At 72.1% G+C, this 14,212-nt stretch carries 12 protein-coding genes; 4 read left to right on the forward strand and 8 right to left on the reverse strand.

What is annotated here, in order from left to right:
* Positions 1-22: 22 nt before the first annotated feature.
* The 6 genes from BIV25_RS11195 to iolC all read right to left on the reverse strand — a co-directional run bounded on the left by BIV25_RS11195 (position 23) and on the right by iolC (position 7,901).
* A complete protein-coding gene (locus BIV25_RS11195; protein ID WP_071372084.1) occupies positions 23-1,420 on the reverse strand; it encodes an APC family permease in 1,398 nt (465 codons plus the stop codon).
* 290 nt (positions 1,421-1,710) lie between these two features.
* Positions 1,711-3,213, reverse strand: coding sequence for a CoA-acylating methylmalonate-semialdehyde dehydrogenase (gene mmsA / locus BIV25_RS11200; RefSeq protein WP_071372085.1), 1,503 nt, complete (start codon positions 3,211-3,213; stop codon positions 1,711-1,713).
* Between the two features lie 15 nt (positions 3,214-3,228).
* The gene (gene iolD / locus BIV25_RS11205) at positions 3,229-5,109 is read right to left on the reverse strand and encodes a 3D-(3,5/4)-trihydroxycyclohexane-1,2-dione acylhydrolase (decyclizing) (protein ID WP_071372086.1); all 1,881 of its coding nucleotides are present in this window, start codon (positions 5,107-5,109) and stop codon (positions 3,229-3,231) included.
* A complete protein-coding gene (iolB, locus tag BIV25_RS11210; protein ID WP_071372087.1) occupies positions 5,106-5,945 on the reverse strand; it encodes a 5-deoxy-glucuronate isomerase in 840 nt (279 codons plus the stop codon). The genes iolD and iolB overlap by 4 nt, the downstream gene beginning before the upstream one ends.
* A gap of 7 nt (positions 5,946-5,952) precedes the next feature.
* Positions 5,953-6,891, reverse strand: coding sequence for a deoxyribose-phosphate aldolase (locus BIV25_RS11215; protein ID WP_071372088.1), 939 nt, complete (start codon positions 6,889-6,891; stop codon positions 5,953-5,955).
* Positions 6,892-6,950: 59 nt separating this feature from the next.
* The gene (iolC, locus tag BIV25_RS11220) at positions 6,951-7,901 is read right to left on the reverse strand and encodes a 5-dehydro-2-deoxygluconokinase (RefSeq protein ID WP_071372089.1); all 951 of its coding nucleotides are present in this window, start codon (positions 7,899-7,901) and stop codon (positions 6,951-6,953) included.
* A gap of 398 nt (positions 7,902-8,299) precedes the next feature.
* On the opposite strand from iolC, the gene BIV25_RS11225 reads away from it, so the two are divergent.
* The gene (locus BIV25_RS11225; protein WP_071372090.1) at positions 8,300-8,500 is read left to right on the forward strand and encodes an AlpA family transcriptional regulator; all 201 of its coding nucleotides are present in this window, start codon (positions 8,300-8,302) and stop codon (positions 8,498-8,500) included.
* 108 nt (positions 8,501-8,608) lie between these two features.
* Here BIV25_RS11225 and BIV25_RS11230 read toward each other — a convergent pair whose 3' ends face one another.
* Both BIV25_RS11230 and BIV25_RS11235 read right to left on the reverse strand, forming a co-directional pair.
* Entirely contained in the window at positions 8,609-9,652 is a 1,044-nt protein-coding gene (locus tag BIV25_RS11230) for a zinc-dependent alcohol dehydrogenase family protein (protein ID WP_071372091.1), read from the reverse strand.
* A gap of 48 nt (positions 9,653-9,700) precedes the next feature.
* A complete protein-coding gene (locus tag BIV25_RS11235) occupies positions 9,701-11,944 on the reverse strand; it encodes an MMPL family transporter (RefSeq protein ID WP_079176578.1) in 2,244 nt (747 codons plus the stop codon).
* Between the two features lie 161 nt (positions 11,945-12,105).
* Between BIV25_RS11235 and BIV25_RS11240 the strand changes: the two genes are divergently transcribed.
* The 3 genes from BIV25_RS11240 (at position 12,106) to BIV25_RS11250 (ending at position 14,139) form a co-directional block, all read left to right on the forward strand.
* Positions 12,106-12,771 (forward strand): TetR/AcrR family transcriptional regulator, encoded by a 666-nt coding sequence (locus tag BIV25_RS11240; RefSeq protein ID WP_071372092.1) that lies wholly within the window; start codon positions 12,106-12,108, stop codon positions 12,769-12,771.
* A gap of 84 nt (positions 12,772-12,855) precedes the next feature.
* Positions 12,856-13,806: a PrsW family intramembrane metalloprotease gene (locus tag BIV25_RS11245; RefSeq protein WP_071372093.1), complete on the forward strand. Its 951-nt coding sequence runs from the start codon at positions 12,856-12,858 to the stop codon at positions 13,804-13,806.
* 93 nt (positions 13,807-13,899) lie between these two features.
* Complete coding sequence (locus BIV25_RS11250) at positions 13,900-14,139, forward strand: heavy-metal-associated domain-containing protein (RefSeq protein WP_071372094.1); 240 nt, start codon at positions 13,900-13,902, stop codon at positions 14,137-14,139.
* The last annotated feature ends 73 nt before the right edge of the window (positions 14,140-14,212 follow it).

Here is a 14,212-nt window from a genome sequence, read left to right on the forward strand (position 1 = left end):
GGCCGGCTCCGTCGGCCGGCCGTCAGGCCTCGGCGTCCTCCGGGATCGAGACCAGCCAGCGGGTGTCGCGGCGCGGGCGGAGGTAGAGGGCCCAGTAGAGGGTGGCGACGGCGGTGATGGCGCCGGTCCACAGCAGGTACGAGGGGTCCTGCTCGACGAGGATGTAGACGAGGACCGCGATGAGCAGCACCGGCATCGCGGGCCACAGCGGCATCCGCCAGGCCGTGCGGCTGGCGTGCCCGCCGCGCCGGGCGAGCAGCGCGGCGATCGCGACCAGCAGGTACAGGCCCGTGACGGCGACGCCGGTCACGCCGTACAGCGTGTCCAGGTTCACGAAGCAGAGGAAGGCGCCCGGCACGCCGACGACGAGGGTGGCGACCCACGGGGAGCCGAACCGGCCGAGCTTGGCGAGGGCGTTGTTGACCGGCGTGGGCCAGGCCTTGTCGCGGGCGGAGGCGAACAGCACGCGGGAGTTCTGGATGACCATGACGATGCCCGCGTTGATGATCGCGAGGGCGACGCAGAGGCTGACGAAGGTGCCGACGGCGGAGTTGCTCCAGGCGATGACCATGCTGCTGATGTCGCCGCCGGTCAGGGACGTGAGGTCACCGGCGCCCAGGGTGATCGCCACGACCGGCACCAGGATGACCACGCTGGAGATGGCGAGCGTGGCGAGGACGGTGCGGGCGACGTTGCGGCGCGGGTGCTCCAGTTCCTCGGAGAGGTAGATCGCGGTGGAGAAGCCCTGGGTGGCGAACAGGGCGATGGCGAGCCCGGACAGGACCATCATGGCGGTCACGGGGTTCACGTGCGCGTGCTCGCCGGCGATCTGCATCGAGCCGAGGCTGCCGAGGCCCCGGTGGGAGTGGGTGAAGCCGAGGAGGGCGACGACGCCGGCGGCGACGACCTCCAGGACCAGGAAGATGCCGGTGATCCAGGCGTTGGCGCGCAGGTCCAGCAGGCCGGCGAGGGTGGCCGCGAGCATCACGCCGGCGCCGGTGAGGGACGGGTCGAGGTGGACGACCGGGGCGAGGTAGTCGGCGGTGCCCATCGCGATGACCGGAGGGACGATCATCACGACGAGCAGGGACATCACGAAGGCCAGCCAGCCCAGCAGCCGTCCGGCCAGCGTGGAGACGATGGCGTACTCGCCGCCGGCGCTGGGGATGAGGGTGCCGAGCTCGGAGTAGCAGAAGGCCACGGGGATGCAGAGCAGGGCGCCGATGGCGAGACAGAGGGCCGTCGCGGTGCCGAGGCTGGAGAACAGGTCGGGCACGATGACGAAGAGCGTGGAGGCGGGGGTGACGCACGAGAGCGTGAGCAGGGTGCCGCCGACGACGCCGATGGACCGCTTGAGTTTCTGAGGGCTGTCAGAAGCGGCTATGACGGCTGGGTCGACAGGGCGGAGCGTGTCGGTCATACGGCGGTTCCGATCGACTCGTGCGAGTGAGGGTGAGGTCGGGAGCGCTATCGCCTCCGGCGGGCCTGGTCGTACGTGCTCTGGTCCGCTCCCGGCGGCTGAATGGAACCCCGACGAAAACCGCCACGTCAATGGGTGTTCACCTACGGAATCCGCAGCAAAAAGGCGACCTGAAGCCGGTTCTCGCAGTAACGGTCCCTATAGGCGGGCACTTGCACCGGTACGAGAATCGCAGTGCCCGGGCACAAAAAAACAGGGCCGTCCGCTATACGGACGGCCCTGTCGGTCGCTCAGTGGTTGCGCGGGAAGCCCAGGTCCACGCCCGCCGGGGCGTCGGCCGGGTCGGGCCAGCGGGTGGTGACGACCTTGCCGCGGGTGTAGAAGTGCGTGCCGTCGTTGCCGTAGATGTGGTGGTCGCCGAAGAGGGAGTCCTTCCAGCCGCCGAAGGAGTGGTAGCCGACGGGGACCGGGATCGGGACGTTCACGCCGACCATGCCGGCCTCGGCCTCCAGCTGGAAGCGGCGGGCCGCGCCGCCGTCCCGGGTGAAGATCGCGGTGCCGTTGCCGAACGGCGAGGCGTTGATGAGGGCCAGGCCCTCCTCGTACGTCTCCGCACGCAGCACGCACAGCACCGGGCCGAAGATCTCGTCCTGGTAGGCCTTCGCCGACGTCGGCACCCGGTCCAGCAGCGAGAGGCCGATCCAGTGGCCGTCCTCGAAGCCCTCGACGGTGTAACCGGTGCCGTCCAGGACCACCTCGGCGCCTTCCGCGGCCGCGCCCGAGACGTAGGAGGCCACCTTGTCGCGGTGGGCGGCGGTGATCAGCGGGCCCATCTCGGACGTCGGGTCGTTGCCCGGACCGATCTTGATCTTCTCGGCGCGCTCGCGGATCTTCTCGACCAGCGTGTCACCGATCGCGCCGACCGCGACGACGGCCGAGATCGCCATGCAGCGCTCGCCCGCGGACCCGTAGGCGGCCGAGACGGCGGCGTCGGCGGCCGCGTCCAGGTCGGCGTCCGGCAGGACCAGCATGTGGTTCTTCGCGCCGCCCAGCGCCTGCACGCGCTTGCCGTTGGCCGAGGCGGTGGTGTGGATGTGACGGGCGATCGGGGTCGAGCCGACGAACGACACCGCCTTCACGTCCGGGTGCTCCAGCAGGCGGTCCACGGCCACCTTGTCACCGTGCACGACGTTGAAGACGCCGTCCGGCAGACCGGCCTCCGCGAGCAGCTCGGCGAGCTTGACCGCCGCCGACGGATCCTTCTCGCTCGGCTTGAGCACGAAGGTGTTGCCGCACGCGATGGCGACCGGGAACATCCACATCGGGACCATCGCCGGGAAGTTGAACGGCGTGATGCCCGCGACCACGCCCAGCGGCTGGCGCAGCGAGGAGACGTCCACCCGGCTGGCGACCTGCGTCGACAGCTCGCCCTTCAGCTGCACGTTGATCCCGCAGGCCAGGTCCACGATCTCCAGACCGCGCGCGACCTCGCCGAGCGCGTCGGAGTGCACCTTGCCGTGCTCGGCGGTGATCAGCTCCGCGATCGCGTCCCGGTTGGCGTCCAGCAGCGCGCGGAAGCGGAACAGGATCTCCGTACGTCGGGCCAGCGAGGACTGGCCCCACGTCACGAAGGCCTCCTTCGCGGCGGCGACGGCGGCGTCCACCTCGTCGACCGACGCGAACGCGACCTTCGTGGTGACCGCGCCGGTCGCCGGGTCGGTGACCGGCCCGTACGTGCCCGACGCGCCTTCGGCGGTCTTGCCGCCGATCCAGTGGTTGACGATCTTCGTCATGCCCAGAAACTCCTTTTACAGATGGCGGCGTCGGGTCGAGACGTGCCGGTCGTACAGCTCACGGGCCTTGACCGCCGACGGTCGGGTCGCGGTCTCGGCCACAGGAACATCCCACCAGGCCTGCGCCGGAGGCGCGCCCGACACAGTGTCGGCCGTTTCGGTCTCGACGTAGACACATGTGGGAGTGTCGGCGGCCCGCGCCTCGGCGAGCGCCGCGCGCAGCTCCTCGACGGTCTTCGCGCGCAACACCCGCATGCCCAGGCTGGCCGCGTTGGCGGCGAGGTCGACGGGCAGCGGGGCGCCCGTGAACGTCCCCTCCTCGGCCGGGAACCGGTAGGCGGTGCCGAACCGCTCGCCGCCCACCGACTCCGACAGCCCGCCGATGGAGGCGTACCCGTGGTTCTGCACCAGCAGGATCTTGATCGCGACGCCCTCCTGCACGGCCGTCACGATCTCCGTCGGCATCATCAGATACGTGCCGTCGCCGACCAGCGCCCACACGTTCCGCCCGGGTGCGGCCAGCTTCACGCCGATCGCGGCCGGGATCTCGTAGCCCATGCAGGAGTAGCCGTACTCCAGGTGGTACTGGTCGTACGAACGCGCCCGCCACAGCTTGTGCAGATCGCCGGGGAGCGAGCCGGCCGCGTTGATGATGATGTCCGACTCGTCCACCAGCGCGTCCAGCGCGCCGATGACCTGCGGCTGCGTCGGCCGTACGTCGATCTCGTCGGCCTCGAAACAGGCGTCGACGCGCTGCTCCCAGCGCTCCTTGTCCTCGGTGTACTCGGTGACGTAGGAGTCCTGGACGCGGTGGCCGTGCACCTGGAGGGCCTCGGTCAGCTCGCCCAGGCCGCTGCGTGCGTCGGCGATCAGCGGCAGCGCGGCCAGCTTGTGGCCGTCGTAGGGCGCGATGTTGAGGTTCAGGAAACGGACGTCCGGGTGTGCGAAGAGGGTGCCGGAGGCGGTGGTGAAGTCGGTGTACCGGGTGCCGACGCCGATCACCAGGTCGGCGGTGCGGGCCAGTTCGTCGGCGGTCGCGGTGCCGGTGTGGCCGACCCCGCCCACGTCCTGCGGGTGGTCGTGGCGCAGTGAGCCCTTGCCGGCCTGGGTGGAGGCGACCGGTATGCCGGTGGCCGACGCGAACTCCGCGAGGGCCTCCTCGGCGCGGCTGTGGTGGACCCCGCCGCCCGCGACGACGAGGGGCCGCCGCGCCGCGCGGATCGCCGTGACCGCCTCGGCCAGTTCGACCGGGTCCGCGCCCGGCCGGCGTACGGTCCACACGCGCTCGGCGAAGAACTCCTCGGGCCAGTCGTAGCCCTCCGCCTGCACGTCCTGCGGCAGGGCGAGGGTGACCGCGCCGGTGTCCACCGGGTCGGTGAGCACCCGCATGGCCTGCAGTGCGGACGGGATCAGGGCTTCCGGGCGGGTGATGCGGTCGAAGTACTTCGACACCGGGCGCAGGGTGTCGTTGACCGAGACGTCGCCCGCGTACGGCACCTCCAGCTGCTGGAGGACCGGATCGGCGGGGCGGGTGGCGAAGACGTCGCCGGGCAGCAGGAGGACCGGCAGGTGGTTGACGGTGGCGAGGGCGGCGCCGGTGACCAGGTTGGTGGCGCCGGGGCCGATCGACGTCGTCACCGCGTGCGCGGACAGCCGGTTCGACTGGCGGGCGTAACCGACCGCCGCGTGCACCATGGACTGCTCGTTGCGGCCCTGGTGGTAGGGCATGGCGTCGCGGTACTCGATCAGCGCCTGGCCGATCCCGGCGACGTTGCCGTGCCCGAAGATGCCCCAGGTCGCGCCGATCAGCCGGCGCCGCTCGCCGTCGCGCTCGGTGTACTGGGCGGCGAGGAAGCGGACCAGCGCCTGGGCGACGGTCAGCCGGGTCGTGCTCATCGGTACCCCCCTGTGCTCTCTACGTGATCGGGGTGGAAGCAGATCCGCCACTCCCGCGTCGCGCCCGGGCCCGCCATGACGTTCAGGTAGTACATGTCATGGCCGGGCTGGGCGATCGACGGCCCGTGCCAGCCGTCGGGGACGAGGACGGCGTCGCCGGAGCGGACCTCGGCGAGGACGTCGGAGCCGCCCTCGCGGGAGGGGGACACGCGTTGATAGCCCAGGCCGTTCGGGCCGTCGATCTCGAAGTAGTAGATCTCCTCCAGCGCGGACTCCTCGCCCGGCCGGTGCTCGTCGTGCTTGTGCGGCGGGTACGAGGACCAGTTGCCGCCCGGCGTGATCACCTCGACGGAGATCAGCTTGTCGCAGTCGAAGGAGTCGGCGGAGGCGAAGTTGCGCACCTGACGGGCGCAACTGCCGCTGCCGCGCTGCTCGACGGGGACCTCCGGCGCGGGGCCGTAGCGGGCGGGGAGTCGTCGCTCGCACTTCGCTCCTGCCAGGGCGAAGCGGCCTCCCGCGCCGGAGGCGATCTGGACCCGGGCGTCCCGGGGAACGTACGCGAAGTCGGAGGCCTTCGCGAACACGCTGTCCCGGCCCAGGAGTTGGAACTCGTGCCGCTCGGTTGACGCAGTCTCAATTTGTACGGTACATCCGCCTTGCAGCGGAAGCACGATCCACTCGCTGTCCCCGGCGGTGAACATATGCGTACCGCCCGGCGACAGCGCGACCACCCGCAGGCTGCTGTGCGTCCAGCCGGCCGACGCGGGGTCGATGTCGACCACGTACTGGTCGTTCGCGGTCGCACCCTCGGGCAGGTGCAGGTCGGTGCTGTTCATGCGGTCCTCACAGCAGTCCTACGGCGGTGTCCACGGCGGCGGCCACATCGCCGTCCGCCGGGTACAGCAGCGAGCGGCCGACCACCAGGCCGCGCACGGTGGGGAGTTGGAGCGCGCCGCGCCACTTCTCGTAGGCGGCGAGCCGGCTCTCGGGCGAGTCGCCGATGTCGCCGCCGAGCAGGACGGCGGGCAGGGTCGAGGTCTCCATGACCCGGGCCATGTCGTCGGGGTCGTCGGTGACGGGCACCTTCAGCCAGGTGTAGGCGGAGGAGCCGCCGAGGCCGGAGGCGATGGCGATGGACCGGGTGACGGCCTCGGCGGACAGGTCGTTGCGCAGCTTCCCCTCGGGGGTGCGGCGGCTGATGAACGGCTCCACGAAGACGGGCAGTCGGCGCGCGGCCATGTCGTCGATGGCCCTGGCCGTGGACTCCAGGGTGGTCAGCGAACCGGGGTCGTCGTAGTCGATGCGCAGCAGCAGCTTGCCCGCGTCGAAGCCGAGCCGCTGGATGTCCTCGGGGCGGTGCCCGGTGAAGCGGTCGTCCAGCTCGAAGCGGGCGCCCTGCAGACCGCCCCGGTTCATCGAGCCCATGACCACCTTGTGGTCGAGGACGCCGAGCAGCAGCAGGTCGTCCAGGATGTCGGCGGTGGCGAGGACGCCGTCGACGCCGGGGCGGCTCAGCGCCAGGCACAGCCGCTCCAGCAGGTCGGCGCGGTTGGCCATGGCGAGCCTCCGGTCCCCGACGCCGAGCGCGCCCCGGGCGGGGTGGTCGGCGGCGACGATCATCAGCTTGCCGCGGTCGGCCAGCAGGGGCCTGCGGGCCCGGCGGACGGCGGCCTCGGCGATCGCCTCGGGGTGTCGTGTGCGCACGCGGACGAGTTCGGCGACGTCGACCCGCGGACCTCTCCCGTCGCCGGTACGCGAACCGTCGGCACGGGAGCCGTCCATACGGGGGCCCCTCCCGCCGTCACCGCCCTCGGCGTGGGTGCCCGCGACGCGGCCGGCCCTCACAGCACCGCTCCGGCGTCGAGCGCGGCGGCCACCTCGTCCGGGGTGGGCATCGCGGAGGAGCACTCCAGCCGGGAGGCGACGATGGCACCGGCCGCGTTGGCGTGCCGCATGATCGTCTCCAGGTCCCGGCCCGCGAGGAGACCGTGGCAGAGGGAACCGCCGAACGCGTCCCCGGCGCCGAGTCCGTTGAGGACGGTGACCGGAAGCGGCGGCACCTCGGCCGAGTCGCCGTTCGCGCCGACCGCGAGGACGCCCTTGGGTCCCTGCTTGACGACGGCGATCTCGACCCCGGCCGCGAGGAGCGCGCGGGCGGCCGCATACGGCTCGCGCACGCCTGTCGCGACCTCCACCTCGTCCAGGTTGCCGACGGCGACGGTCGTGTGTCTCAGTGCCTCGGCGTAGAAGGGGCGGGCCTCGTCGGGACGGCTCCAGAACATCGGGCGCCAGTCGAGGTCGAACACCGTCGTGCCGGACTTCGCCCGGTGGGCGAGCGCCGCGAGGGTCGCCGTACGGCTCGGCTCCTCGCTCAGACCGGTGCCGGTGACCCAGAAGATCCCGGCGTCGCGGATGGCGTCGAGGTCCAGGTCGTGGGCGTCGATCTCCAGGTCGGGCGCCTTGGGCTGCCGGTAGAAGTAGAGCGGGAAGTCGTCCGGCGGGAAGACCTCGCAGAAGGTGACCGGGGTCGGCAGGTGCGGAACCGGGGTGACCCAGCGGTCGTCGACACCGAAACCGCGCAGCGCCTCGTGCAGATAGGCGCCGAACGGGTCGTCACCGGTACGCGTGATCACGGCGGTGCGCCGGCCGAGCCGGGCCGCGGCGACCGCGACGTTCGTCGCCGAGCCGCCGAGGAACTTGCCGAAGGACGACACCTGGGCGAGCGGGACCCCGGTCTGGAGCGGGTAGAGGTCCACTCCGATCCGCCCCATGGTAATCAGGTCGTACGCCATCGGCTTCCCTTCGTCACGGCTCGGCCCCGGCTCTTTCCCGGCTCGTCGCGGCTCTTCCCGGATTTCTAGCCTCCTAGACCGACCCTGTCAATATTTTGTCCAGACATACGGACCAGCTCTGGCTCGTCTCCGGATCGGATCGGCGTCCGATTCCTGGGGCGTGCGGCCCTGACGATGCTTCGAAGGGCACCCTTGCGGCAGTTCCGTCACAAACACCCCTCTTGTGTCACATGTGTCGCGTGTACGTCGGCTGTGCGTCACACCGTGACGACAGGCGCTGTCCGCTGCTCACTCCGTGTCGTTGACCGGTCGCAGGCTTGGTGATCGCCAGCGCAGCGCCCGGCTCCCCCGACGGCTTTCCCGGCCGCCGCCGCGGTGTGCGCAGGGAGGTGCAACTCATGACCGACCGCAGGCTCTGGTCCTACAAGGAGATCGCGGCGCACATCAGTGTGCAGCCCGACACCGTCCGGTCCTACCGCAAGCACGGGCTGCTGCCCCCGCCCGACCACGTGGAGCGCGGCAAGCCCTACTGGTACGCGGACACGGTCCGTGCCTGGGTCGCCTCCCGCCCCCGCAACCGCGGCCGCCGGTTCGACTGACCGGGCCGACGATCGTCAGCTGCGGCCCCGGACGACCGGGGCCGCACCGCGTCCAGTCGGAGGCGGGCGAAACGGTGACGGCTGCCGTGGGGCGGGAGGGCGCCGCCGTCAGCGCCACGGCTCGATGACCGTCACGCCCGCGCCCGGCGCCGTACCCATCGCGGCCAGGGCCTGCGGGGCCGCGTCGAGCGGGATGGTGCGCGTCACCAGCAGGTCCGGGCGCAGCACCCCGGATCCGACCAGCTCCAGCATGGCGGGATAGGCGTGGGCGGCCATGCCGTGGCTGCCCAGCAGTTCGAGCTCCAGGGCCACGGCGCGGGCCAGCGGGACGGGCGTGGTGCCGTCGGCCGAGGGCAGCAGGCCGACCTGGACATGGCGGCCGCGCCGGCGCAGGCCGTTCACGGACGCCGCACAGGTGGCCGGGGAGCCGAGGGCGTCGAGGGAGAGGTGGGCGCCGCCGCCGGTCAGGTCGCGGACCGCCGCGGCCGTCTCCGGGGTGCGCGAGGCGTCCACGCACCGCGCCGCACCGAACGTCCGCGCCAGGTCCAGCGCCTGCGGCGACACATCCACGGCGATCACCCGCGCCCCCGAGGCCGCCGCGATCATCACGGCGGACAGCCCGACCCCGCCGCAGCCGTGCACCGCGACCCACTCCCCCGCCGCCACCCGGCCCTGCTGCACCACCGCGCGGAAGGCGGTGGCGAAGCGGCAGCCGAGGGCGGCGGCGGTGGCGTACGCCATGTCGTCCGGGATCGCGACCAGGTTGACGTCGGCGTGGTCCAGCGCCACGTACTGGGCGAAGGAGCCCCAGCGGTGGAAGCCGGGCTGGGTCTGCCGCTCGCACACCTGCTGGTCGCCCGCCGCGCAGGCCGGGCAGGTGCCGCAGGCACAGACGAACGGCACGGTGACCCGGTCGCCGGGCCGCCGGCGGGTCACCCGGGAGCCGACGGCCTCGACGACACCGGCGAGTTCGTGCCCGGGCACGTGCGGCAGCTCGATGTCGGGGTCGTGGCCCATCCAGCCGTGCCAGTCGCTGCGGCACAGCCCGGTGGCCTCGACCCGGACGACCACGCCGTCGGGGGCCGGGCGGGGGTCGGGCAGCTCGCGCACCTCGGCGGGGGCACCATTGCGTTCGAAGACGACGGCTCGCATGGGCAGTCCTTTCGGGAACCTCCGTGAAGAGTAGACAGTCCGGTCGTCTCAACCGGTGACGATGCGCTGGGGCCGGTCGCGCTCCGCGGCAGCGCCGCCAGCCGGTACCGCCCCGGGCCCTTGGAGGGGCGCCTTCGGCTCGCCCTCGCTCAGTCCGAACCGCTCGTGCAGCCGCCGCAGCCACGCCGGTGCCCACCAGGTCGCCCGGCCCGTCAGCCGCATGATCGCCGGGACCAGCAGGCTGCGCACCACCATCGCGTCCATCAGCACCGCCAGGGCGATGCCCAGGCCGAGCATCTTGGTGTTGGCCACCCGGGAGGTGCCGATCGCGACCATCACCACGGCGAGGATGACCGCCGCGGCGGTGATCAGCCCACCGGTGCGCTGGAGTCCGTGCCGTACGGCAGCGTCGTGGTCGCCGGTGCGGTCGTACTCCTCCTTGATGCGGGACAGCAGGAACACGCCGTAGTCCATGGAGAGACCGAAGGCCACGCAGAACATCAGCACGGGCAGGGTGGTCTCGATGGAGCCGGTGCTCGTGAAGCCGAGCGGGCCGGAGAGATGGCCGTCCTGGAAGACCCAGACCACGGCGCCGAACATCGCCGTCAGGCTGAGCGCGTTCAGGACGACCGCCTGGATCGGTATCAGCACGCTGCCCGTCAGCAGGAAGACCAGGAGCAGGGTGACGACGGCGATGAACCCGGCCGCCCAGGGCAGACGCTCGGCTATCGCGTGCTTGGTGTCGACCAGGACGGCCGCCGTGCCGGTCACCTTCGTGCCGAAGGGGGCGTGCAGGGCCCGTAGGTCGCCCACCAGGCGCTGGGCCGGGTCGTCCACGGCCTCACCCCGGGGCTGCACCGTGAAGTAGGCGGTGTCGCCCTTGACCAGCGGGCCGTCGACGCGGACCACTTCGGGCAGGGCGGCAACCCGCTGTTTGTAGGCGGCGTACTGGTCCGGGGCCGCCCTGCCCTCGGCGAGGATCTCCAGACCGCCGCCGGGGCTGCCCGGGAAGCTCTCGCGGAGGTGCTGCTGCACCACGTGGGACTCGGCGGTCGCGGGCAGCTGACGGTCGTCGGCGGTGCCGAACTTCACGCCCAGGAAAGGGAGTCCGAGGACGACCAGCAGGACGCTCGTGCCCAGTGCGAAGAGCGGGGCGCGGCGCATCACCAGGGCGGCCGCCCGCGCCCAGGCCGCACCCTGGGCGGTCTTCGGCTCGCGGCCGCGGCGCCACAGGCGGCGCAGGTCCAGGGAGTTGACCCGGTGGCCGAGCAGGACCAGGGCCGCCGGGAGCAGGATCAGGGCGGCGCCGGCGGCGAGCAGGACCACGGCGATGCCGGCGTAGGCGAAGGAGCGCAGGAAGTACTGCGGGAAGACCATCATGGCGGCGAGGGAGACCGCGACCGTGAGGGCGGAGAAGAGCACCGTGCGCCCGGCCGTGCGCAGTGTCGTCGCGACCGCGGTCGACGGGTCGGCGCCCGTGGACAGTTCCTCGCGGTAGCGGCGGACGATGAACAGGGCGTAGTCGACGGCCAGGCCGAGGCCGAGGGCCGTCGTCAGGTTGAGCGCGAAGACCGATACGTCGGTGAACGTCGTCAGACCGCGCAGGACGGCGTTGGTGCCGAGGATGGCGACGATGCCGATGCCGAGCGGCAGCAGTGCGGCGACCGCGCTTCCGAAGACCATCACCAGCAGCACCAGCGTGATCGGCAGGGCGATCAGCTCGGCGCGGGTCAGGTCCTCCTTGATGAGGGTCTGCATCTCCTGGCGCACGGCGACGATGCCGCCGAGCTTCACCCGCACCGGTCCGTGCGCGCCCCGGTAGTGCGGGGCTATCCGGTCCAGGGTCTTGGCCGTCGCGTTCTCGTCGCCGGTGATGCGGGCGGCGATCAGCGCCTCGTGGCCGGCCTCGGCGCGCAGGGCAGGGGCCTGCGCGGGAGCGGCCTGCCAGTAGGAGGCAACGCCGGTCACCCCCTTCTCCGCGGCGAGCCGGCGCGTCAGGTCACGGGCCTGGGCGGCGACGGCCGGGGCGTCGACGGAGGCGTGGCCGGCGTCGACCAGCAGGAGCAGGTTCGGCTGCGAGTCGGGGAACGCGCGCTCCAGAGCCTTGGTCGCGTACGACGACTCGGCGGCCGGATCCTCCCAGCCGCCGCTGCCGAGGCGGTCCGCGACCCCGCTGCCGGCCACCACCGCGAGCGCGGTGAGCACCAGGGCCACGAGCAGCGACAGACGGGGGCGGGCGGTGACGAACCGGGTCCAGCCGCCGGGCCGGGGTGGGCTGTTGACTTCGGTCATCGTGCGGTGTCCCCTTCACCTTGGCTCATGGGCGCGCAGGCAGGCAGCATGAGTCGGTCATTGCCCGTAAACTGGCAAACACGAGAGCTCGCTCGCGTTTCACAAGAATGCGAGTGGCCGCTCGCGTTTGTCAATCGCGTTCGGAGATCTGGGGATAACGCGTGCCCGACAACCCGCAGACACAGAAGGAGCAGCCGCGCCGCCGGCAGGCCCGCGGCGAGCGCCGCATCGCCCAGCTGCTCGAAGCGGCCGCCCAGGTCTTCTGCACCACCGGCTACACCGCCGCCAGCACCAACGCGATCGCGCGCGAGGCCGGGGTCTCACCGGGCACGCTCTACCAGTTCTTCCCGAACAAGGAGGCCATCGCGATCGAGCTGGGCGACCGGCTCATGCACGAGATGCGCGACGCCTACGGCGAGGCGCTGGCGCCGGTCGACCCCGCCACCCCGCTGGAGCAGGCCGTCGGGTCCGCCGTCGACCGGTTCATCGCGTTCAACACCGACCATCCGGTCTTCTTCGCGCTGATGCACGGCCCGGACATGCCCGGCGGGATCGCCGACGCGCACGACCAGCTGCACAGCTCGCTGATCGGCCGCACCGAAGGCCTGCTCGCCTCCCTCGCGCCGGACGCCTCACCGGCGGACGTCACCCGCACGGCGCACGTCTGCCTCGGCATCTACAAAGCGGGCCTGGAGCTGGTCCTGACCCATGAGGGCCCCGAGCGCGCGGCCTACGTCCAGGAGATCAAGAGCGTCCTCACCCGCTACCTGGAGCCGCTGGTCGGCAACCGGATCGGGCAGAGCGGCCCCGGGCCCGCCTCCGGGTGACCCCGGCAGTCACCCGGACTGCGCCGTCCGGCACATCTGCCTAGAGTGCGGAGAGATCGCCCAGCAGCAGTCGAGGGGACTCCCGTGACCCACTCCCCGCCGCCCGGCACCCCCAGGGCCCGCATCCCCGGCCCGCAGCAGCCCCCGCCGCCGTACCCCCGCATCCGTGCGGGTCTGTGGCGGCGCTGCCTGGGCGGCGGGCTCGCCCTGTGGGCGCTGGCGGCGTGGGTGACGTACGAGACCCGGGACGGCACGCCGCTGCCGACGCTGATCCTGCTCGGCAGCTTTCTGGTGCCGGTCGTCTTCGTGCTGTGGGCGTACGAGCGGCACGGCCGCGACCTGGGTGTCAGCGCGATCCTCGGCTGCTTTCTGGCCGGCGGCGCGCTCGGGGTGTTCGGCGCCTCGCTGACGGTGACGTATCTGCTGCACCCCTCCTTCGGACTGTCCCTCGGCGCCGCCCTCATCGAGGAGGCCGCAAAGCTCGGGGCACTGGTGTTCGCGCTGCGCGGGCAGCCCGGTATCCGCGGCACGCGCGCGGGGCTGGTGCTCGGCGCGGCCGTCGGCTTCGGCTTCGCGGCCCTGGAGAGCGCCGGTTACGCGTTCGCCGCGGCCGTCTCCGCCGAGGGCGTGACCCTGCGCACGCTGCTGGAGACGGAGATGCTGCGCGGGGTGCTCACGCCGCTCGGGCACGGCCTGTGGACCGCGATCGCGGGCGCCGCCCTGCTGTCCCGGCGCCGCCCGAACGGTCAGTTCCGCCGCACCGCGCCGGCCCTCGGCGCCTGCCTCGGCACCTCCCTGCTGCACACCCTGTGGGACTCGACGCACGGCATCGCGATCCGGGCGACGGCCCGGCTGACCGGCGCCGACGCGAACCGCCCGCTCTTCACGCACGCGTATCTCACCCGCCCGAGCGCCGCACAGGAGCACCTGTTCACCCTGTTCTCGGTCGGCGGGCTGGCCCTGGTGGCGCTGGCCGGGGTCGGCTGGGCGCGCTCGCTGGCGCGTCGGGACACCTCTTGGAGAAATACCCCCTAGGGGTATACTCTGAGGAACATGGAGGTTCCCCCACGGCCCCGGTGGCCCTCGCGGACCCCACTGGCCCCCTACGCCTCGACGAGGAGTAACGACATGACCGCCCACACCGACACCCCGGGTTCCGTCACCACCGTCTACAAGGTGACGGGCATGAGCTGCGGCCACTGCGAAGGCGCCATCGCCGCGGAGGTCTCCGAGATCCCCGGTGTCACTTCGGTGAAGGCCGTGGCGTCGACCGGCGAGGTGACCGTCGTCTCCGCGTCCGAGCCGGACGACGAGGCCGTGCGCGCGGCCGTGGACGAGGCCGGCTTCGAGCTGGCAGGGCGCGCCTGAGCCACACCCTCGATTCCCCGACCGGGCCGTACCGACCAGCTGATACTGGCTCCGCACGGTCCGGTCCGATGTC

The organism is Streptomyces sp. MUSC 14 (assembly GCF_001866675.1).
In the GTDB taxonomy this organism is placed as follows: domain Bacteria; phylum Actinomycetota; class Actinomycetes; order Streptomycetales; family Streptomycetaceae; genus Streptomyces.